Source organism: Comamonas sp. GW821-FHT11H03 (genome assembly GCF_058807955.1).
Map to the genome: position 1 here is coordinate 459815 of NZ_JBXARF010000001.1, position 21801 is coordinate 481615.

The 21801-nt window shown below is 61.9% G+C and carries 19 protein-coding genes; 2 read left to right on the forward strand and 17 right to left on the reverse strand.

The features are described 5' to 3' along the window. Positions 1-14: 14 nt before the first annotated feature. The 17 genes from rsmH to AC1RTQ_RS02280 form a co-directional block, all read right to left on the reverse strand. Positions 15-944, reverse strand: a complete 930-nt coding sequence (gene rsmH / locus AC1RTQ_RS02200) for a 16S rRNA (cytosine(1402)-N(4))-methyltransferase RsmH (RefSeq protein ID WP_302089071.1) — start codon at positions 942-944, stop codon at positions 15-17. Positions 945-953: 9 nt separating this feature from the next. Continuing rightward, positions 954-1382: a division/cell wall cluster transcriptional repressor MraZ gene (mraZ, locus tag AC1RTQ_RS02205; protein WP_034404177.1), complete on the reverse strand. Its 429-nt coding sequence runs from the start codon at positions 1380-1382 to the stop codon at positions 954-956. A gap of 354 nt (positions 1383-1736) precedes the next feature. Next, entirely contained in the window at positions 1737-3056 is a 1320-nt protein-coding gene (hslU, locus tag AC1RTQ_RS02210; RefSeq protein WP_492874011.1) for an ATP-dependent protease ATPase subunit HslU, read from the reverse strand. 77 nt (positions 3057-3133) lie between these two features. Then, positions 3134-3679 carry an ATP-dependent protease subunit HslV gene (hslV, locus tag AC1RTQ_RS02215; protein ID WP_492874012.1) on the reverse strand — a complete coding sequence of 182 codons (546 nt, stop codon included), beginning with the start codon at positions 3677-3679 and terminating at the stop codon, positions 3134-3136. 146 nt (positions 3680-3825) lie between these two features. Continuing rightward, positions 3826-5553 carry an STAS domain-containing protein gene (locus AC1RTQ_RS02220; RefSeq protein WP_492874014.1) on the reverse strand — a complete coding sequence of 576 codons (1728 nt, stop codon included), beginning with the start codon at positions 5551-5553 and terminating at the stop codon, positions 3826-3828. A 46-nt stretch (positions 5554-5599) separates the two neighbouring features. Continuing rightward, complete coding sequence (dksA, locus tag AC1RTQ_RS02225; RefSeq protein ID WP_302089067.1) at positions 5600-6343, reverse strand: RNA polymerase-binding protein DksA; 744 nt, start codon at positions 6341-6343, stop codon at positions 5600-5602. Between the two features lie 254 nt (positions 6344-6597). After that, positions 6598-7719: a CobW family GTP-binding protein gene (locus AC1RTQ_RS02230; protein ID WP_302089066.1), complete on the reverse strand. Its 1122-nt coding sequence runs from the start codon at positions 7717-7719 to the stop codon at positions 6598-6600. A 210-nt stretch (positions 7720-7929) separates the two neighbouring features. Next, positions 7930-8976: a tyrosine recombinase XerC gene (locus AC1RTQ_RS02235; protein WP_492874017.1), complete on the reverse strand. Its 1047-nt coding sequence runs from the start codon at positions 8974-8976 to the stop codon at positions 7930-7932. A 24-nt stretch (positions 8977-9000) separates the two neighbouring features. Next, positions 9001-9714 carry a DUF484 family protein gene (locus tag AC1RTQ_RS02240; RefSeq protein WP_302089064.1) on the reverse strand — a complete coding sequence of 238 codons (714 nt, stop codon included), beginning with the start codon at positions 9712-9714 and terminating at the stop codon, positions 9001-9003. After that, a complete protein-coding gene (gene dapF, locus AC1RTQ_RS02245) occupies positions 9711-10589 on the reverse strand; it encodes a diaminopimelate epimerase (protein WP_492874019.1) in 879 nt (292 codons plus the stop codon). Before dapF ends, AC1RTQ_RS02240 begins: the two co-directional genes overlap by 4 nt. A gap of 50 nt (positions 10590-10639) precedes the next feature. Next, positions 10640-11200, reverse strand: coding sequence for a MarR family winged helix-turn-helix transcriptional regulator (locus AC1RTQ_RS02250; RefSeq protein WP_492874021.1), 561 nt, complete (start codon positions 11198-11200; stop codon positions 10640-10642). A 96-nt stretch (positions 11201-11296) separates the two neighbouring features. Continuing rightward, positions 11297-13060, reverse strand: a complete 1764-nt coding sequence (locus AC1RTQ_RS02255) for an acyl-CoA dehydrogenase family protein (protein WP_492874022.1) — start codon at positions 13058-13060, stop codon at positions 11297-11299. Positions 13061-13228: 168 nt separating this feature from the next. Beyond that, positions 13229-14236 carry a Bug family tripartite tricarboxylate transporter substrate binding protein gene (locus AC1RTQ_RS02260; protein ID WP_326999338.1) on the reverse strand — a complete coding sequence of 336 codons (1008 nt, stop codon included), beginning with the start codon at positions 14234-14236 and terminating at the stop codon, positions 13229-13231. Positions 14237-14326: 90 nt separating this feature from the next. Beyond that, complete coding sequence (locus AC1RTQ_RS02265; RefSeq protein WP_302089059.1) at positions 14327-15334, reverse strand: Bug family tripartite tricarboxylate transporter substrate binding protein; 1008 nt, start codon at positions 15332-15334, stop codon at positions 14327-14329. A 180-nt stretch (positions 15335-15514) separates the two neighbouring features. After that, a complete protein-coding gene (locus AC1RTQ_RS02270; protein WP_302089058.1) occupies positions 15515-16282 on the reverse strand; it encodes an SDR family NAD(P)-dependent oxidoreductase in 768 nt (255 codons plus the stop codon). A gap of 67 nt (positions 16283-16349) precedes the next feature. Continuing rightward, positions 16350-18254 carry a feruloyl-CoA synthase gene (locus AC1RTQ_RS02275; protein ID WP_492874024.1) on the reverse strand — a complete coding sequence of 635 codons (1905 nt, stop codon included), beginning with the start codon at positions 18252-18254 and terminating at the stop codon, positions 16350-16352. A 38-nt stretch (positions 18255-18292) separates the two neighbouring features. Next, positions 18293-19075, reverse strand: coding sequence for a crotonase/enoyl-CoA hydratase family protein (locus AC1RTQ_RS02280; RefSeq protein ID WP_492874025.1), 783 nt, complete (start codon positions 19073-19075; stop codon positions 18293-18295). 159 nt (positions 19076-19234) lie between these two features. Between AC1RTQ_RS02280 and AC1RTQ_RS02285 the strand changes: the two genes are divergently transcribed. Further along, positions 19235-20929, forward strand: coding sequence for an MBL fold metallo-hydrolase (locus AC1RTQ_RS02285; protein ID WP_492874026.1), 1695 nt, complete (start codon positions 19235-19237; stop codon positions 20927-20929). A 66-nt stretch (positions 20930-20995) separates the two neighbouring features. Then, a complete protein-coding gene (locus tag AC1RTQ_RS02290) occupies positions 20996-21763 on the forward strand; it encodes a pseudouridine synthase (protein WP_302089054.1) in 768 nt (255 codons plus the stop codon). The last annotated feature ends 38 nt before the right edge of the window (positions 21764-21801 follow it).

The following is a 21801-nucleotide window of genomic DNA, read 5'->3' on the forward strand; positions in this document are numbered from 1 at the left end:
GGCATGGCGATGCCTCATGCAGGCACCTCGGTGCGCTCGGCGACGCGCATCACGGCGGAGCGCGAACGGGGATTGGCACCCACCTCGGCAGCACTGGGCTTGATGCGCTCTAGCGCCTTCAGACGCATGGGCGTGGGAGGCGCAAACGGTGCACGGCGGTCGTAGACCTCCTTGGAATGCTTGGCAATGAACTGCTTGACGATACGATCTTCCAGCGAGTGGAAGCTGATCACGGCCAAACGGCCGCCGGGGGCCAGCACGCGCAGACTGGCTTCTAGCGCTTGCTCAAGCTCCTGAAGTTCGGCATTGATGAAAATCCGAAGAGCCTGGAAGGTCCGTGTTGCCGGGTTCTGCCCAGCCTCGCGGGTCTTGACCGCGCCAGCCACGAGCTGGGCCAGCTCGGCAGTGGTGCGTAATGGGCCCTGGCTTTCGCGCCGAGCAACAATCGCCTTTGCAATGGGGCCAGCAAACCGTTCTTCGCCGTAGTCACGTATCACCTCCGCAATCTGCTGCACTTCCGCATCTTCGAGCCACTCGGCCACGCTCTGGCCACGCGTGGTGTCCATGCGCATGTCGAGGGGGCCGTCAAAGCGAAAACTGAAGCCCCGGTCCGGGTTGTCGATCTGGGGCGAGCTCACCCCCAGGTCCATCAACACGCCCTGCACACTGCCTTCGGGCAGTTCGCCCAGATGGCGAAATCCTTCATGCCGAATCGAAAAACGCGCATCGGTGATGCGCGCCGCCTCAGCAATTGCGTCCGGGTCTTTGTCGAACGCGATCAAGCGCCCGTCCGGCCCCAGCCTTTGCAAAATGAGCCGGGAATGACCGCCTCGACCGAACGTCGCATCGACCCACTGGCCGGCTGGCGGCTCGGCGGTACCACCCAGCAAGGCATCCACGGCCTCGTCCAGCAAGACGGTGATATGTTGCAACGGCTGATTCACAAGCACTTCCTACAAAACAAAATCCTGGAAAGCCGCCGGCATCGGTTGCTGGCGCGCTTCCGCTTCGCGCATTTCATAAGTGGCCTTGTCCCAGACCTCGAAATGCGCCCCCATGCCCAGCATCAAGACCTCTTTGGTCAGACCTGTGGCCTCACGCAACTCGGGCGAAATCAGCAGCCGACCGGTTGCATCCATCTCCACATCCATGGCGTTGCCCAGAAAAATCCGCTTCCACCACTGAGCCGTGATCGGCAGTTGCGCGACACGTTCGCGAAACTGCAGCCACTCGGGGCGCGGAAACAGCAACAGACAGCCATCGGGATGCTTGGTGAAAGTGACCTGCCCCTCTGCCAAGGACAAAAGGGCGTCACGATGCCGGGTCGGCACTGAGAGCCGCCCCTTTCCATCGAGATTCAGCGAAGACGCCCCTTGAAACACGGCAAGTTACTCCGGTCATCTGGAGCCGCTCGTTCCCCAAAAATGGGCACGAGGGCAGCTTTCACCACTTAATTGCACTTTTTTGCACTGTATCAGCAATTTAAGGTGAATCCAAACCCGACGGGACAATTATTTGCAATGAAATCAAGCACTTAGAGAGAAAAAGAAGAGCCCTATTTTGAAAATATCTTTCCTTTACAAGCACTTAGCAAAGTCAATGCAAGTGGACTCTCATTAGTAGGCGTCAATTGCAACCATTCAATTCAATGGAAAGAACTGATTGAAGTCTCGACCTTCTCCTACAAATGCAAACTGCCCGCACAGGCGGGCAGCTCGCTTCAAGCGCTCGGTTCTTCAAAGAATGAAGCGCGACAGATCCTCATCCTTGCTCAGCACCTGCAGGCGCTGATCCACATAGGCTGCATCGATCACCACAGTCTGCCCCGAAAGCTTGGCCGCATCGAAGCTGACCTCATCAAGCAGACGCTCCATCACTGTGGACAGGCGCCGTGCACCGATGTTTTCGGTACTCTCGTTGACATCAAAGGCAATCGTTGCCAAACGCGTGATGCCCTCTGACTTGAACTCCAGAGTCACGCCTTCGGTCGCCAGCAGCGCCTGATATTGCTTGACCAGGGAGGCGTGAGTCTGCATCAGAATCGCCTCGAAGTCCTGTACCGACAGCGATTCCAGTTCCACGCGAATGGGAAAGCGCCCCTGCAGCTCAGGAATCAGATCGCTTGGCTTGGACAGATGGAAAGCACCCGAAGCGATGAACAGAATGTGGTCTGTCTTGACCACACCGTACTTGGTCGAGACGCTGGTGCCTTCGACCAAGGGCAGCAGGTCGCGCTGCACACCCTGACGCGATACATCGGAGCCACTGGTTTCCTGGCGCGTGGCCACCTTGTCGATTTCGTCGATGAAGACAATGCCGTTTTGCTCGGCATTGGCAATGGCGCGGGTCTTGACGTCCTCCTCATTGACCATCTTTGCCGCTTCCTCATCGGTCAGCAGCTTCAGGGCCTCGGCGATCTTGAGCTTGCGCGTCTTGCGCTTTTCCTGGCCCATATGGCTGAACATGCCGCGCAGCTGCTCGGCCATCTCTTCCATGCCCTGGGGGCCCATGATCTGCACCTGAGGCATCTGCTCGGCGATATCGATCTCGATCTCCTTGTCGTCAAGCTGACCTTCGCGCAACTTCTTGCGGAAAACCTGACGCGCCGTGTTGTCCGCCGGTACTTCGCCGGTGCGGGCCTGCGGGATCAGCACATCGAGAATGCGCTCCTCGGCAGCATCTTCGGCGCGGGCGCGCATCTTCTTCATGTCCGACTCGCGCGTCTGCTTGACGGCAACTTCGGCCAGATCGCGGATGATGGCGTCCACATCCTTGCCCACATAGCCCACTTCGGTGAACTTGGTCGCCTCGACCTTTATAAAGGGAGCATCGGCGAGTTTTGCCAGGCGGCGTGCGATCTCCGTCTTGCCCACGCCCGTGGGCCCGATCATCAGAATGTTCTTCGGTGTGATTTCCTGGCGCAGGCCCTCGGGCACCTGCTGGCGGCGCCAGCGATTGCGCAAGGCAATCGACACCGCGCGCTTGGCACCATGCTGGCCGACGATGTGCTTGTCAAGCTCGGAGACGATCTCCTGGGGAGTCATGGCAAAAGACATGTGAATTCTCAGTCAAATATGCCTCTGGCACCCATCCATAAAGCGCCAGCAGCTATCAATTCGGATAGACGAGGTGCTTACAGCGTCTCGATCGTGTGATTCATATTGGTGTAGATGCACAGCTCGCCGGCAATCGCCAGAGACTTGCGCACCACATCTTCGGCCGACAGCTCGGTGTTGTTCAGCAAGGCCTTGGCTGCGGAATGCGCATAGGCGCCGCCGGAGCCGATGGCCACGATGCCCTGCTCGGGCTCCAGAACGTCGCCATTGCCGGTAATGATGAGCGAGGTCGTCGCATCGGCCACGGCCAGCATGGCTTCGAGCTTGCGCAGCACACGGTCGGTACGCCACTCCTTGGTCAGCTCGATCGCGGCGCGGGTCAGGTTGCCCTGGTGTTTTTCCAGCTTGGCCTCGAAGCGCTCGAACAGCGTGAAGGCATCCGCTGTTGCCCCCGCAAAGCCCGCCAGCACCTTGCCGTGATAGATCTTGCGCACCTTGCGCGCCGTGCCCTTGATGACGATATTGCCCAATGTGACCTGACCATCACCGCCGATGGCGACTTGTACGCCCTCGGGAGTCTGGCGGCGCACGCTCAAAATGGTGGTGCCGTGAAACTGTTCCATCCAGAGCAAATGGGGGCAGGCAACATCGACCTCAAGGGGCCCCGAAAAATTAAATTTGCAGCGCTTGCTGTGGATAACGCCTCAAACGGCCCGACGCCCATCAGAGACACAGCCCCTTGGCGGAGGCGGCATAGCCACTCTGGGAGCTAGTCCCGTCTTGGAATCACCTGTGCATGTTCCTGAATGCCAACAACATTGAAGAACACCGCCAGCAACTGGTGCAACTGACTGAACTGCAACACGTGACCCCGCTCCTGCATCTGCGCAGCCCAGTTCAGCACCGAGCCTGCGGCAGCAAAGTCCATGCGCGCCAGACGCGAGCAGTCAATGGCGATGGCTTCGCCAAGCTTGGCCTTTTCCTGGACCTCGGCAAGCCAGGGCAATGCATCGCCGTCAATCACGCCTTGCAGCGCAAAGCGCGGCTGATGCTCCTTCCAGAGCATGCCGGGCTGAATCGTATCCGGCCCCAGCAGCCGGCTATCTTGAGCACGCAGGCTCTGTGCCTGCCCTTCATTCGAATACGCACAGACCGGATCATCCCACGAGGGTGGCGACAGCTCGTAGGTCACGCAATAGTCCAGCGCCGTCAACTCAAATTCGTCCTGCAGACGCATCAGGCGCTGCATGGCCAGACGCAAATACCACCAGTCCTGATCGACGGCGCGATCACCGGAAGGGGTGTGCTTGCTGAGCACGGCCTGCAATCTTTCATGACCGGCAAAAACCAGTGATCCCTTTTCGTCGGCCCATCGCTGTGCCGCATCCAGCAGCGGCTTCTTCACACCGGGGTCGAGGCTTTCCAGAGCACTCCAGTCCATGACCGAGCTGCCGGCGCTGCGCGCCTTGCTCGCCAGCAGGGCCTTGAAACCAGACTCATCCAAATGCACAGGAGCCTGCCAGCGAAAGCCGGTCTGCACTGCTGCGGCATCCGGCGCGGTTTCGCTGAGCCTGCCCGCCTGCTGCGGCATCACAAACCATTGCGGGGCCGAACGACCGAAGCGCGCCACAAAGTCCATGGCAGCGTCTTCAAACTGAGCCTGCATGCCTGCTGCGCGGTACATGTCCAGCAGTGCCAGCCAGACCTGCAACTGTGCCGGCGTATCCTGAGCACGCTCGGCAATCAAGGCCTTGAGACTGCTCTCGGCTGCGACGCTGTCACCGCTGGCAAAGACAATCGCAGCATCCTCCAGCGCGGCATCATGCTCGAAGCGCGCAAAGGACGGCGGAACCATGTTGATATCGGTGGGAGCAGAGACTTCGGTTGTGGCAAACGCCGGCGAAAAGTCTGTCTCGCCACGCAGGCCCGGCAAAGCAACAGGATTGCCCTGCCGACCCGATTGCGGCAGCTCCAGATCGCTTGGCAACACATCCTGAAGCAAAGGCAGCGTGCTGATCGAAAGTGGCTGGTTTTTAAAACCTGAAGGCATGCTGCCACCGCCCTCGGGCAGCGGCAGCGGCATGGTGGCGGCATCGGCGGCCTGCTTGCCGCGCCACCATTGCTGGGCCATCTGCGCTTCGATCTCGTCGATCTTCTTGATGGTTTCTGCGCGCTCGCCCGGCACGGAGCTTTGGGCAGTGTGCAAAAAAGAGGAAGGCGCTAGTGGGGTCGGCGTCTCGAGTGGAGCCCTGGCAGTCACTGCAGTCTTGGAAAACTGAGCCTGACGCAGCTTGCGCAACTGGTCAAACTCGCGCTTTCGCACAAAGTCGTTCTGGCGCTTGCGCTCCAGCATCTCCTTGAGCGCCTGCTTGCTGTACTGGCTTTCTTCGCTTTCCTGGTTGAGATTCTCCAAATCGGACCAATTCACCGTCGGGTGGCGCACAAAACGCACCACCTTGGACAGCAACCCTCCCGACTTGTTTTCTTCTTTTGCCATGATCCTCTACTTTGCTGCCTGCAGCCCCGCCAACGCCTGACGCAGATCAATCGCCGTACATCTTCTGCTTGAGCTCACGGCGCTGCTGGGCTTCCAGCGACAGTGTAGCCGTGGGGCGAGCCAACAGCCGTCCCACACCGATGGGTTCACCGGTTTCGTCGCAGTAGCCGTAGTCACCGGCATCAATGCGGGCAATGGACTGATCGATCTTCTTGAGCAGCTTGCGCTCGCGGTCGCGGGTGCGCAGCTCGAGAGCGTGCTCTTCCTCTATGGTGGCACGATCGGCAGGATCGGGCACCACGACGGTGTCTTCACGCAGGTTTTCCGCAGTCTCGCCCGCATTCACATGCATATCGTTCTTGAGCGCGACCAGCTTGCGACGGAAATAGGCCAGCTGGGCGTCGTTCATGTAATCGTCATCAGACATGGCCAGCACTTCAGCATCGGTCAGCTCCTCTACCGACTTGGTCTTCCAGGCGTTGGCCAGCTTGGGATCTTTCTTGGGCACAGCTTGCTTTGTGTTGGTCATTGCTTTCGTATCTCTCATGGTTGCCGCAGCCTTGACTGCCGAAGCTGCCAGGGGCGGAACATCTGTTTCAGGCTGCCGCGCTGGAGGCGATGCAGAACGCTTGGATCTGGACGATTTGGAAGATTCCCCCGCCGCTGCAGATACCAGCACCGGGTTGTCCAACGCAGCGTCCACCAAAGAGGTCTCGACGCTGCGGGGGTGCACAGCCGCTGCCGCAGCGTTGGCTGCAGCCTTGGGCAGATTACTTTTCACAGCAGTCACGTCCTGTCTCCTTACAGTACAGAGCCCTTGCAGGGCCGGATTGCTCCAACACCCTCTTTAGGGCCGGCATTGTAGCCACGCCAGTCGCCCCAGCCCGGCTCCGTTGCACATACCCCACAATTTGCAACAAAGCCTGCGCCTGTTTCAGTCAGTTTGCGAGAAATAACAGACAAACAAAACGGCCTGCTTGGCAGGCCGTCAGTCATTGTCAGCAAACCGTTAGCTTTCGCCGAAACAGCTCCCAAACTCAGGGTTTACACCAGGCATTGATCCAGTCCCTGGCGAAGAATATCCTGCGGCAGATCGATACCGATGAAGACCATTTTGCTGACTCGCTTTTCATCGGCTTCCCACTCGGGGCCCAGATCGCTGCCCATGAGCTGGTGCACGCCCTGGAAGATGACCTTGCGGCTGGTGCCCTTCATGTCGAGCACGCCCTTGTAGCGCAGCATCTTGGGGCCGTAGATATTGACGATGGCGCCCAGGAAGTCTTCCAGCTTGGCCGGGTCGAACGCGCGATCGGCCCGGTAGACAAAGCTCTTCACATCATCGTCGTGATGATGGTGATGTGGGTGATTGCAGTGCTCGCCATGCTCGTGGTCATGGTGGTCGTGGCCACAATGCTCGTCATGCTGGTGCCCATGGTCATGATCGTGTTCGCATTGGCCATGGTCATGGTCGCAAGCGCTGTGGTCGTGATGATCGTGGTCGTGATCATCTTCCTTGAGGAAATCGGGGTCGATGTCCAGCTTGGCGTTCAGGTTGAAGCCACGCAGATCGAGCACTTCGGACAGGGGCACATCGCCAAAATGAACGGCACGGATGGGCGCACGAGGGTTCATGTGCTTGAGGCGATGGATCAGCGCCTCCTTTTCCGCATCCGTCACCAGGTCGGTCTTGGACAGGAACATCTGGTCGGCAAAGCCCACCTGACGACGCGCTTCCTGGCGGTCGTCGAGTTGCTGATTGGCATGCTTGGCGTCCACCAATGTGATGATGGAGTCGATCAGATAGGTCTCGGCGATCTCGTCATCCATGAAGAAGGTCTGGGCCACGGGACCGGGGTCTGCCAGGCCGGTGGTTTCGATGACGATACGATCGAAGTCCACCTGCCCCTTGCGGCGCTTGGCGGCCAGCAACTGCAAAGCCTCACGCAGGTCTTCGCGGATGGTGCAGCAGATGCAGCCGTTGCTCATCTGCAGAATCTGTTCTTTGGATTCGGTCTTGAGAATGTCGGTGTCGATGTTCTCCTCGCCGAACTCGTTCTCGATCACGGCAATCTTCATGCCGTGGGATTCGTGCAGCACGCGCTTGAGCAGCGTGGTTTTGCCCGAGCCCAGAAAGCCCGTGAGGATGGTGACTGGAATGAGAGCCATGCGTTAAAACCTCTTGCTGCGGCCAGCCGCCACATGCGGCTGTCCAAAAAACACGGGCAGCGCATCCCTATGCGCGCTCCGGTGATGACAGCTGGGGAGTGTAGCGGCGCTTTCAAGCGCGCATGGACAGCAGGGACGGTAGAAATTTCAGCAAAAATCCTTCGCCATCACATATTCAACCATCACTTCACGCTATCAAATCAGGACTCTTCAGTCTTGCTCTTCGTCGTCCGGCTTGCCCAAGGGCGCGGGCATCTCGCCGACACTGCGGCGCTGCGCACGCGGATGGGATTTTTCATAAGCCTGGGCCAGATGCTGAAAATCCAGCCGCGTATATATCTGTGTAGTGGCAATGCTGGAATGCCCGAGCAGCTCCTGCACGGCACGCAGATCGCCACTGGACTGCAGCATATGGCTGGCAAAGGAGTGACGCAGTACATGCGGGTGCACGCCAGTCGCAAGCCCCGCCTGCTGGCCTCGCTGCTTGAGACGTGACCAGACCGACTGGGCGCTGAGCCGCTCGCCCCGGCGGCCGACGAACAGGGCCGCTTCGTCCTGTGCCTTGAGCTGTGCAGCGCCGGTCAGCGCACTGCTGCGCAGCGCCAGCCAGCGCTGCAAGGCCTGGGTCGCCATGCGCCCCACGGGCACGATGCGGCGCTTGCTGCCCTTGCCTTGAACATGGGCATCGCCCGCCTCCAGATCAATCCAGCCCCGGCCTTCATGCCGGCTATGCTGGTCGGGGCGCAGATCCAACCCCACCAGCTCGGCCACACGCAGGCCACAGCTGTAGAGCAGCTCGGTCATGGCGACGTCACGCGCCTCTATCCACGGATCGGCCTCGGGGTTCTGAAAACTGGCCAATTGCACGGCGTCGTCCACTGCCAGAGCCTTGGGAAGAGGCTTGGCAGCCTTGGGGCCGCGCACGCCCTCCACGGGGTTGAAAGGTACCAGCTCGCGCTGGGCCGCCCAGCGAAAGAAGCTGCGCCAGCCCGAAAGAATCAGCGCGATGCCGCGTGCACTGCGGCCGGCGCCATGCATTTGCGCAGCAAAGCGGCGGATATGCGAGGGTTGCAGCGTCAAAAGCTCCTGGGCTGCCGCCTGCGCAAAGCTCTGCAGCTTGATCAGGTCCAGCGCATACAGCGTATGCGTGCGCTCGGCCAGGCGCTTTTGCACACGCACATGCTCCAGATAGCTGTGGACAACTTCCGGAAGCTGCGCGTACTGCTCCTCAAAAGAGGGCTGCTCGCGCTCTTGCATCAGTCTCTACACCCTTTTGCAGCTTCAGCCGTGCGCCAGCGTCAGCGCAGGAGCGCGCATGCGCGAGAGCGAGGCACTGGCCAGCTCGGAGATGCGTGAAAGGAATTCAAGACCCATGGTGGCATCGAAGCGCAGCGGATCGGGCGAGCCCAGCACCAGCATGCCAAAGGCGTTGGAAGTGCTGTCCATGGCACCGTCATGCAGGGTCAGCAGCGCCACCGACTGCACCGCATTGGGGTTTGGCAGCCATGTCACGGGCTCGAAGCCCATATTGGGGCCGCAGAACGGCATGGTCAGCGACGAGGCGAAGGCCTTGGCATCATCGCTCACGCCCATGGTGTAGACGGTGCCGCTGTGCGCGCCCGCCACATTCCACAGACGCAGCGCGACCTGGGGCACATCAAACGTGTGCTGCAGGCTGGCGGTGAGCGCATGGGGCAGCTCGCGCAGGTCCTGCACCTTGACCAAGGCATGGGTCCACTGGTGAATCTTGTTGGCGATGGAGGCGTTCTCGCTGCCATGGCGCACCATGTCCATGATGCGATGCTCCAGACCCTTGATCTTTTCGCGCAGCATCTCGGCCTGACGCTCCTGCAGGCTGACGGCACGTGGGCCATGGCCGCTGATCAAACGCACGCCCGTCAGCATCTCGGCGTGGCGCTCGAAGAAATCGGGGTTTTCCTGGAGGTAGTCGGTAATCGACTCTTCGGTCATGGCGGTATCGGTCAAGCTGTTCATAAGGTATCAGGTATGTCGATCTGGCCTTCAAAAACAAATTCGGCAGGGCCTGTCATGCGCACGCGATCCTGCGCACCGCCAGCCCATTCAATGGTCAGCAGACCGCCACGGGTATGCACATCGACGCGCTGGTCGAGCAGGCCCCAGCCAATGCCGGCCACTACGGCGGCGCAGGCCCCCGTGCCGCAGGCCAGGGTCTCGCCAGCACCGCGCTCATAGACGCGCAAGCGGACTTCACCACGGTTGAGGATCTGCATGAAGCCGGCGTTCACACGCTGAGGAAAACGGGCATGGTTCTCGATCAACGGGCCGTGCAACTCCACCAAAGCGGCATTCACATCGTCCACCAGTTGCACCGCATGCGGGTTGCCCATGGAAACGGGCGCTATCCAGACTGTAGCTGGCTGCAAAGGTGTATCAATCGTCAGAGGCCATTTTTGTGCTGACCCCAAGGCTTCTGGCTCCAGACCGTCGGTCGTGAACGGCACCTTGGCCGGATCCAGCTGAGGCGCACCCATATCGACCGTGACGCGGCCATTGCCATGAATTTCGGGGGCGATGACGCCCGAGAGGGTCTGTACTCGGATCACGCTCTTGTCGGTCAGCCCCTTGTCATGCACATAGCGCGCAAAACAGCGTGCGCCGTTTCCGCACTGCTCGACCTCGCCACCATCGGCGTTGTGGATGACATATTCAAAGTCCACGCCCTCTGCGGGTGCCGGGCGCACCGTCAGGATCTGGTCGGCGCCCACGCCAAAGTGACGATTGGCCAGGTAGCGGTACTGGGCGGCGCTCAAGCCCAGACGAGCCTGGGTTTCGTCGAGCACGACAAAGTCGTTGCCCGCGCCTTGCATCTTGGTAAAGCGAATCTGCATGATGCCGCACATTATCGCGCCGGGCGCAGGATCTGCGCCATGCCATGGGATCAGCGGTACAGCTTTTGCAACAACGCCATGAGCTGCACCTGCTCGGCAGCACTCAGATGCGCGATGGAGCGGGCCTCGCTGCTCTTGAGTTCGGGCTCGGCCGTCTCCACCAGATCGCCCCCTGCGGCGGTCAGGTACAGACCCGTGGCGCGGCCGTCTCGCGGGTGCGGACGCCGCTCCAGAAAGCCGCGCTTGCCCAGCGCATCGATCATGCCCACCATATTCGGTGGCAGCACGGCCAGTTGCTGACAGAGCTGACGCGAGGTGATGCCCGGATTGCTGCCCACCAGCGACAGCACGGAAAACTCGACAATCTTGAGGTCATAACGCTCCATGCAGCGCATGAAAACCCCCACCAGAGCGAGCGAGGCGCGCCTGGCGTTGTAGCCCAGCAGCGACTCCAGAAAGCTGGCATTGACCTGATCGACGGCAAAAACTTCGGCACTGTCCCTGGGCTCCTGCCCCGAGCCCGGGACGTCCGAGCCGGCCTCTTTGGAGCGCGTTCCGCGCAAAGAGCGTGCAGGTTTGGAATCTGGTTCAGCAGTCTTGTGAGCGAGCATTGGCGATGTCAACTTCGAAGGCAAAAGAGCAATCCAGGAGCGCGATGAAAAGACTGCAATTGTGCCGCTATTGCTCGCATCTTGCAGCCATTTAGATCAATGCGCGGAGGTGAACAGCTGGTTGCCGTGCACGACGGAAGCCTGCGCCCACTGCGCCTTCATCAGAGTCAGACGCCAGTCCATTTCAGGCAATATGCGCTGCTGCACCTGCTTGCAGGGGCCTCGCCAGCGCTCACTATCCCCTCCTGCTGTGGCAGCAATACGCGCCCAAGCCCAGCCCAGCAGCACCACGGCCACGCAGCGCAGATAGTCGTCGGCCACGCGCCAGGCCAGGGTGTCATCTTCCTTGCAGGCCTGCGCCAGCACCGTGGTGAAGTAGCGCAGTTGGGCCAGGCAGCGCAGCACTTCGGCATCCAGCGCCCGCCCGGCATCGAGGCTGTTGCGCAAAGTCAGCAGCCATTGCCCCATGGCCTGACCACCGTCCGGCAGCACCTTGCGCACCAGCAGGTCGATGGCCTGAATTTCATTCGTGCCTTCGTAAATCATGGCCACGCGCGAATCACGCACGATCTGCTCTATGCCCCACTCGCGGATATAGCCATGGCCGCCGAATACCTGCAGGCAGGCGCTGGAGCCCTCGAACGCCTGCTGGGTCCAGGCCGCCTTGAGCACGGGCGTGATCAGGCTGCACCACTGCTGGGCCTGATCACGCTCACGGGCGCTTTCGGCATGTCGCGCCATATCGAGATAAATACCGGTCTGGTAGGCAAGCACACGCCCGCCATCCACCCAGGCACGCTGGAGATCGAGCGTGCGGCGAATGGCCGGATGCTCGATGATCAAATCTGCTGCATCGCCAGCGCCACGCGAGGCAGGCACCGCCCCTGGCGCGCGCATCTGACGGCGTTCCAGCGCATAGGCATGGGCCTTCTGCCACGCCGCATCCAGCAAACCTATGCCCTGCAGCGCCACGTGCAGGCGCGCGGCATTCATCATGACGAACATGGCGTTCAGGCCCGCTGCGGGCTGACCGATCAGCCAGCCGGCAGCCGCATCAAAACGCATCACGCAGGTAGGGCTGCCATGCAGGCCCATTTTTTCCTCGATGCGCTCGCAGACCACACTGTTGCGCTCGCCATCTGGCAATAGCTTGGGCACAAGAAAAAGCGACAACCCCTTGGGCCCTGCAGGGGCCCCGGGCAGACGCGCCAGCACCAGATGCACGATGTTGTCGGTCAGATCATGCTCGCCGCCCGAAATGAAAATCTTGCTGCCACTGATCTCGAAGCGCTCGCCCAGCTCGGATTCGCCCACCGGCACGGCCTGCGTGCGCACCTGCCCCAGGTCGCTGCCCGCATGGGCCTCCGTCAGGCACATGGTTGCCAGCCATTCGCCGCTGGCCACCTTGGGCAGATAGGCACTCTTCAAGGCCTCGCTGCCATGGTGCTTGAGGCACTCATAAGCGCCGTGCAGCAAGCCCGGAGCCATGGTCCAGCCATGGTTGGCGGCGCTCAGCCATTCATAGAGCACGCCTTCCAGCACCCAGGGCAGGCCCTGGCCGCCGTCCTCCTCGGCACAGGCCAGCGCAGGCCAGCCGGCCTGCCAGAAGTCCTGATATGCCTGGGCAAATCCAGGCGGCGTGGTGACCTTGCCCGCTGCAAACTGCACGCCGACCTCATCGCCTTCGCGCGACAGCGGCGCCACCACCTCGCCCACCCATTTGCCGGACTCCTCCAGCACTTGCTGCATCAGCCCCCGGTCCGTTGCCGCATGCGCCGGCAGGCGCTGCAACTGCTCATCGGCCTTGAGCACATCGAAAAGAAGAAAAGCGTTATCGGCGCTGGCGGGCAAATAGGACATACAAAACCGGCTGCCAAGCAGCAAATGAAAATCTCTAAAGGCTGCCCCATTCATGCCGAAGCGCGGCCCAAGCCAGCGATGCCAAGCCAGGGCCGCCCCGCAGCGAGGGCATCGTCCCCTCTCCCGCGCAGCGAGAGAGGGGCAAGCCGCAAAGCGGCTCAGGGGTGATCAGGTATCAGCCGTAAAGCCGATCTGCTTGACCAGCGGCCCCCAGCGCTCGAACTCCGCCTGCTGCGAACGGGCCATCTCCTCGGGCGTGGAGCTGGTGGCAATCAGGCCGACCACACCCACGCTTTCCTTGAGAGCCTCGCTCTTGAGCGCTGCCGCGATGGCCGCATGGGCGCGTGCACGCACATCGGCGGGCGTCTTGGCATTGGCATAGAAGCCAAACCACTCCTCGGCCGTCAGATCGGCAAAGCCCTGCTCGGCAAACGTGGGCACATTGGGCAGATAGGGGTTGCGCTGCGGGCCGCTGGTGGCCAGCACGCGCAGCTTGCCGGCCTTGTAGTAGCTCAGGAAGTCGCCGCTGGGGCCCATCACGGCAGCAATCTGACCACCGGCCAGGTCGGACACGGCAGGCGCCGTGCCGCGATAAGGCACATGGCTGAGCTTGATGCCCGAACGCAGGCTGAGCAGGGAGCCGATCAGATGCGGCTGGGTGCCTGCTCCCGGGCTGCCGAAGCTGGCCTTATCGGGGTTGTTCTTGCACCAGGCCAGAAAATCCTTGAGCGTCTTGACCTCGGCCGGCACGGCGGGGCCGACCGCCAGTCCGTGGTGCATGATGGCCCCAATCGAAATTGGCTCGAAATCCTTGGCCTGATAGGTCAGCTTGCTATAGATATGGGGATAGATGGAGAAGGCCGAGACCTGCGACAGCACGATGACCGAGCCGTCCCCCACGGAGTTGCGCAGGTTCTCCAGCGCGATGCGGCCACCGGCACCAGGCTTGTTTTCCACCACGCCCATGTTCTTGGAGTAGCTGGTGCCACCGATCTTTTCGGCCACGCGGCGCGCCACCGAGTCACCGGCGCTGCCTGCAGGAAAACCGTACAGAATGCGCACCTGCTCCAGCGGCCCGCTGCCCTGGGCATAAGCACTGCGGCCGGCGATGCCGCCGAAGGCGGCCAGCGCTGCGCCAGCGCCCAGGCCTTTGACGAAATTGCGACGATCTTGCATGTTTGTCTCCTTTATTGTTCGATCGCTATGTGCAGGCTTGAGCCTGTCTGAAAAATCCCAGCTTGAATGCTATTCGATACCAAGGAGTCATCAGGAGTCGCCCGTAAAACCGATCTGCTTGACCAGAGGCCCCCAGCGTTCGAACTCGGCCTGCTGCGAACGGGCCATCTCTTCGGGCGTGGAGCTGGTGGCAATCAGGCCCACCACACCCAGGCTTTCCTTGAGTGCCTCGCTCTTGAGCGCCGCCGTAATCGCCGCATGGGCGCGTGCACGCACCTCGGCCGGTGTCCTGGCATTGGCGTAGAAGCCGAACCACTCCTCGGCCGTCAGGTCGGCAAAGCCCTGCTCGGCAAACGTCGGAACATTGGGCAGATAGGGATTGCGCTGGGGGCCGCTGGTGGCCAGCACGCGCAGCTTGCCGGCCTTGTAATAGCTCAGATAGTCGCCGCAAGGCCCCATGATGGCGGCGATCTGTCCGCCCACCACATCCGAGACACCGGGCGCCATGCCGCGATAAGGCGCATGGCTGAGCTTGATGCCCGAACGCAGACTCAGCAGTGCCCCCAGCAGATGCGGCTGGCTGCCGGCACCGGGGCTGCCGAAGCTGGCCTTGTCGGGGTTGTTCTTGCACCAGGCCAGAAAGTCCTTGAGCGTCTTGACCTCGGTCGGCACGGCGGGGCCGACCGCCAGTCCGTGGTGCATGATGGCACCGATGGAGATCGGCTCGAAATCCTTGGCCTGATAGGTCAGCTTGCTATAGATATGCGGGTAGATGGAGAAGGCCGAAACCTGGGAAAGCGCAATCACCGAGCCATCCCCCACGGAGTTGCGCAGGCTCTCCAGCGCGATGCGGCCACCAGCGCCGGGCTTGTTTTCCACCACACCCATATTTTTGGTGTAGCTGCTGCTGCCCATTTTTTCGGCCACCCGGCGAGCCACCGAGTCCCCGGCGCTGCCTGCGGGGAAGCCGTAAAGAATGCGCACCTGCTCCAGCGGGCCACTGCCCTGGGCATAAGCACTGCGACCGGCGATGCCGCCGAATGCGGCCAGCGCGGCACCAGCGCCCAGACCTTTGACGAAATTGCGACGACCTTGCATGACTTGTCTCCTGCTTGAAATAAGGACTCTTCGGTCCTGTGGAATCAATACCTGTCTCAATCTTTGGCACTGAGCTGGCTCTGGCACTCTCCAAGCCAGAGACATCGAGCAAGGGCAGCCCCGCAGCGATGGTGTCGTCCCCCTTGGGGGAAGGCGCAAAGTGCCTCAGGGGGGTAACACTTACCTAGGCGCCATGCGCAGCGCTCCATCCAGGCGAATCACCTCGCCATTGAGATGATCGTTGTGCACGATATGCACGGCCAGATCGGCAAACTCCGAAGGCTTGCCCAGGCGCGAAGGAAAGGGAATGGAGGCCGCCAGCGATTGCTGCACGGGCTCGGGCAGCTCCTTCATCAACGGTGTGGCGAACAGGCCCGGCGCCACGGTGCAGACACGAATGCCGTGCTGGGCCAGATCACGCGCCATGGGCAGCGTCATGCCGACCAGGCCGCCCTTGGATGCGCTGTAGGCCTGCTGCCCCACCTGACCATCGAAAGCGGCCACCGAGGCCGTATAGAGAATCACGCCGCGCGCGCCATCCTCCAGCGCTTCCAGCCTGGCGCAGCGTGCGGCAAACAGCCGCGTCATGTTGTAGCTGCCAACAAGGTTGACGCGGATCACGCGCTCAAAGTCTTGCAGCGGCGCAGGCTCGCCGTCGCGGCCGATCACGCGCTTGGCCGTGCCGATACCGGCGACGTTCATGAGAATGCGCGCATCCGATCCCCATTGCTCGCGAACCGCATCGAGCGCCGCCGTGACGCTGGCCTCATCGCAGATATCGCACTCCTGCGCCAGTGCGCCAATCTCGGCGGCCACTGCACGGGCCTTGTCGATCTGGCGATCCAGCACGGCAACCCTGGCCCCTGCGGCAGCCAGCGCACGCGCCGTGGCTTCGCCGAGGCCGGAGGCTCCTCCGGTCACGATGGCAATCTGATCCTGAACTTGCATATCACTATCCTTTTCAAAGCTGCTTGCGCTGTCTGTTATGAGGCATGAGGCCCAAGCCTTTTGCGGCTCAGAGTTCGGGCTTCAGGATCAGGGCCAGCGTCTCGTCATACAGGCCGCTCACCACATCGGCGCGATGCTGTAGCACGGCACGCTGGTTGATGGAGCCCTTGTCCGTGACTTCACCCAGATCCAGCGAAGGCGGCTTGATTGCCGCCACCGCCCGCGCAATGCGGGTGGCACTGCCGGTCGCCGTCTGTGCCAGCTGGTTCAGAACCGTCTGCAAATGCTGCTGCACGGGTTCGCTGTGCATGATCTGCTCCAGCGTCGCTCCCGCTCCCAGGCCGCTTAAGCCTGCACAGGCAGGGGTTCCGAAAACGATGGCACCGACCTCCTTGCGATCCAGGCCGGTCAGCACCACGTCCTGGATATAGGGCGCACCTGCATGGATGATCTTGGCGCGCAGCGGCCCCACATTGACGAAAGTGCCGGTAGCCAGCTTGAAGTCTTCGGCAATGCGGCCATCAAAGCGAAGGCCCTGGTTTCTATCCTGCGGGTCGCGCCACTGCACGGCGTCGCCGGTGCGGAAAAACCCCTCCTCGTCGAACGCCTCGGCCGTCGCCTCGGGCGCACGCCAGTAACCGGGCGTGACGTTCGGGCCTCGGTAGCGAACCTCCAGCTTGCCGTCCACAGGCGCCAGCTTGAGCTCCAGACCCGGCACCGGTACACCCAGGTCTCCGGAGCGCACATCGGGACGATTGATGAACAGCGCTGAAGGCGAGGATTCGGTCATGCCCAGGCCGGTTCCCATCACGATGCGCTCGCCGCACTCGGACTCCTGCGTGCGGTGCAGGCTATCCCAGACGGGCTGTGCCAAAGAGGCGCCCGCATAGAAGAACATCTTGACGCGCTTGAGCAGCGTGCTGCGCAGCTGCGCATCGCTCTCCATGGCGCGGGCAATGTATTCAAAGCCCGTGGGAACGTTGAAATAGACGGTGGGAGAGATCTCGCGCAGATTGCGCAGCGTCTCGGCAATGCCCGTCGCCGTAGGCTTGCCTTCATCGATATAGACCGTGCCGCCGTGATAGAGCGCGAGGCCGATGTTCTTGTTGCCGCCAAAAGTGTGATTCCAGGGCAGCCAGTCCACCAGCACGGGCGGGCCTTTGACCATATCGGGCATGGTCTGGGCAATTTGCTGCTGGTTGGCGCACCACATTTTGTGGTTGTTGATCACGGCCTTGGGCAGCTTGGTCGAGCCCGAGGTGAACAGGAACTTGGTGATGGTGTCGGGCCCGGTGGCCTGCATGGCAGCATCCACCGCAGCGGTGGGCTCGGTCGCCAGCAGGTTGGCAAACAAGGTGCAGCTCTGGGCATCGACGGCCGGCTTGCGGTACACCACCTCGCAGCCCTCGGGCAGCACGGCGCGTACTGCCTTGTCATAGCGCACCGCATCGGCCGCGAAGATCAGACCGGGCGTGAGCGTCTCGACCACATGGCGCAGCTTGGCGTAATCGGTGCTGACCAGCGAATAGGCTGTGGAGACCGAGCAATAGGGAACGCCCGCATACAGGCAGCCCATGGCCAGCATGGCATGGTCCAGGTCGTTCTCGCTGAGGATGATGACGGGACGCTCTGCCGAGAGCTTTCTGTCCACCAGTGCCTGCGCAATGGCCCGCGCCGCTGCCAGCGTCTGGGCATAGCTGATGCGTTGCCAGTCTGCCGTGCTGCCGTCGGCCAGTCGCTCGCGCTGGGCGATGAAGGTCTGCTGCGGCGTGGTCTGCGCCCAGTGCACCAGCTTGTCGGTCATGCGCGCCGCATGCCCTGCCAGCTCCTGGTCGGAGCGCACGTAGAACGTGCCGTTGCCCGCTTCAGCGACGCGGATGCTACGCACGCCGAACTCCAGCTCGCGGTAGCGGGGTCTGCCCCCCTCTGCCACCTGGCCCAGGGCCTGCATGGCTGTGTCTGTCTCCTGCATTGTCTTTGTCTCCACAGCGTTGTTTTTTGAGGTTGCTTTCAGTCCTTGCTGACCTTGGCTGCCCGCCCGGACAGGAATTCCTGCAAACGGAACTTGGCTTCCGGCGCACTCTGCGCCACGGCGGCCATCAGAGCTTCTGTCATCAGCCCCTGATCGGCGGGCTGATCGGCAATCCGGGGCAACGCGTGCATCAGCGCGTAATTGGTCATGGGGGCGTTTTTGGCAATGCGCAGCGCCAGCTCCACGGCCTTGTCCAATGCATGTCCTTCAGGCACCAGATATTGCGACAGGCCAATGCGCTCACCCTCTTCGGCCTTGTACACACGGCCCGTGAACATCATGTCGGCCATGCGCGCGGCTCCGATCAGACGCGGGATGCGCACCGAGCCGCCGCCACCCACGAAAATGCCGCGCGAACCTTCGGGCAAGGCATAGAAGGTGCTGCTGTCGGCCACACGGATATGGCAGGCGCTGGCCAACTCCAGGCCGCCGCCCACCACGGCACCATGCAGGGCGGCGACAACGGGCACCGCGCCGAACTGCACCTGGCGCAGCGCCTCATGCCACATGCGCGAATGCAGAACGCCCTGGGCCGCATCGCGTTCGCTGAGCTCGCTCAGATCCAGGCCGGCGCAGAAATGCGGTCCATCGCCATCCACCACTGCAGCGCGCACGCTGGCGGGCAGATTCATGAATACATCGCGCAGACCCAGAACCAGCCCATCGGACAAGGCGTTGCGCTTTGCGGCACGCATCAGGCGAATGACGGCGACCTGTTCGGCTTCGCCACGGAACTCAACTGCAATTTCTTTATGAGTCATAACCATTCCTTTTGCCACATTATTGTTATTTCAAATAACTAAATGCAAGACATCCCCGGACGTTTGCTCTCAGTGCTTTCCCCGATTCGCACAGCAGGAGTGCACAACTAGTCCAGGTGTGACATTCACGAACGCGGCGACTTCGCATAATGTGACCTCATGACATCACCCAGCCAGCCCCGCCCCAGCCAGTTGCTCCAGCCCCAGCGCGCGCCAGTTCCCGTGCGAGATGCTTCCACGCTTTTGTTGCTGCGCGACTGCGCCGACGGCAATGGTTTTGAAGTGCTGATGACAAGGCGTGCCGATCAAGGCATCTTTGCCAATGCCTATGTTTTCCCCGGTGGCGGCCAGGAAGATGAAGATGCCGCCCCAGCCAGTCATGCGCTGGCGCGCGTGCGCCCCAGCATGATCGCCGAGGCGGGAGATGAACGCATCACCCAGGCCCTGGCAGGCATTCGCGAGACTTTTGAGGAGCTGGGCATCCTGCTGGCCTATGACCAGGCCGGCCAACCCGTTTCACCGGCCCAAGTTCAGCAACTGGACCGCAAGGCATCGCTGTATGAACAATGCCGCGCGCGCGGCTGGACGCTGGCCGTGGACCAGCTCTGGTATCTGGCCCACTGGACCGCACCACTGGACCTGCCCAAGCGCTTTGACGTGCCGTTCTTTGTGGCCCGCATGCCCGAAGGCCAGACGGCGGTGGCGGACGAAACCGAGCAGTTCGAGCCCACCTGGATCTCTCCGCAGGATGCGATTGCGCGCTTTGAAGAGAAAAACCTGTTCATCCTCTTTCCCACCCAGCGTACATTGCAGCGCATCGCTCACCTGCCCGATACCCAGGCCGTGATCCAGACCCTGCTCAACGAGAAGCCGCTGTGGCGGGCCTGCCCCCGTGGCGGCCACCTGAAAGGCAAAGACACACGCCATACCGAAACCGATATGGCCTATGGCGAGCTGGAAATGGTGCTGCCCGACGGCCACGGCATTCACCATCTGGACTGGCAGCCTGAAAAAGCGGTGCCGCTGCGCAAGAACCTGCTGCGCCTGACGGCCCCCAACCCCGGCATGATGACCGGCCCCGGCACCAACAGCTATCTGGTCGGCGATGCGCATACCGGCTATATCGCCATCGACCCCGGCCCGGACGATGCCGAGCATCTGCAGCGCCTGCACGATGCAGCTGGCGGCGATATCCGTTTCATCGTCTGCACCCATTCCCACCCCGATCACTCGCCGGGTGCCGCGCCGCTGCAGGCCATGGTCCTGCTATCCGGCCACGCCAGGCCGCCCATCATGGGCCTGCCTTCAGCGCCCACGGCTCGTGCCAACAGTCGCTTCAGACCCGAGGTGACGCTACAGGACGGAGAGCGCATCACGCTTACCGGGCAAGGCACAGAGGGCGAAATCACGCATACGCTGCAAGCCGTCTTCACGCCCGGCCACGCGGCCAACCACCTGTGCTTTGTGCTGGAGGAGGACGCGCTGCTATTCAGCGGCGATCACATCCTCAACGGCAGCACCACCGTCATCAGCCCGCCGGACGGCAACATGATCGATTACCTCGATTCGCTGGACCGGCTCCACGCCATGTGCCTGGAGTACGACATTCGCTACATCCTGCCCGCCCACGGCTACGTGCTGGGCTTTGCTCCGCACCAGATCACCCGCCTCAAGGCCCACCGCCTGGCGCGCGAGGCCAAGGTGCATCAGGCCATGCGCACCAAGCCGGACGGCAGCATTCAGGACTGGGTTGCGATTGCCTATGCCGACACGCCGCAAGCCCTGTGGCCCGTGGCCCAGCAATCGCTGCTGGCGCATGTGGAACGCATTCAGAAGCTCTGCCTGGGCCGATAGCGCGCCGCGACCGCCGCGCTAGACCTGTGGACAACTAGGACATGGCCGGAGCATTAAGCTCTCGCCATGTCTGAATCCCTGCCTGAACAAGAAAGCATCCGCCTGGCCAAACGCCTGGCGGAGCAAGAACAATGCTCGCGCCGCGAAGCCGAGCTCCATATCGTCGCGGGCAATGTCCATGTGGACGGCAAAGTGGTGCAAGTGCCCGAAACCCGTGTGCGTCCCGACCAGGTGGTGATCCTGCGCAAGGATGCCAAGCCTGAAGCCATTCCGCCCGTCACCATCCTGATGAACAAGCCTGCGGGCATGACCCAGGGCCCGGCCTATGGCCGTGTGCGCAGCGCGCATTCGCTGCTGAGCGAAGACACCAAGGCCAAGCTGGACACACCCATGCCCCAGCTGGTGCTGGATCATCACTTCAGGAATCTGGAGTCGTTTCTGACGATTCCCCTGCCTGCCAGCGGCCTCATCGTCTACACCCAGGACAAGCGCGTGGCACGCAAGCTGACCGAGGAAGGCATCTGGCTGGAGCAGGAAATCATCGTCGGCGTGGAAGGCCAGATCATTGAAGATGGCCTGGAGATCCTGTACGAGGGTCTGCCCATTCCCGGCGGCAACGGCCATCGCCGCATGCCTCCCTGCCATGTGAGCTGGCAAAGCGACAACCATCTGCGCTTCGCTCTCAAGGGCATTGCGCCCGAAGAGATCGAGAAGATGTGCGCCGCCATCGGCCTGACGGTGCTCAGCATGCGCCGGCTGCGCCTTGGCCGCGTCTCGCTGGCCAAGGTGCCCGAGGGGCAGTGGCGCTATCTGATGCCCTGGGAAAGGTTCTGAGCGGATCGACCTTCGCGCGCCTCGCGCCGGACTCAGCC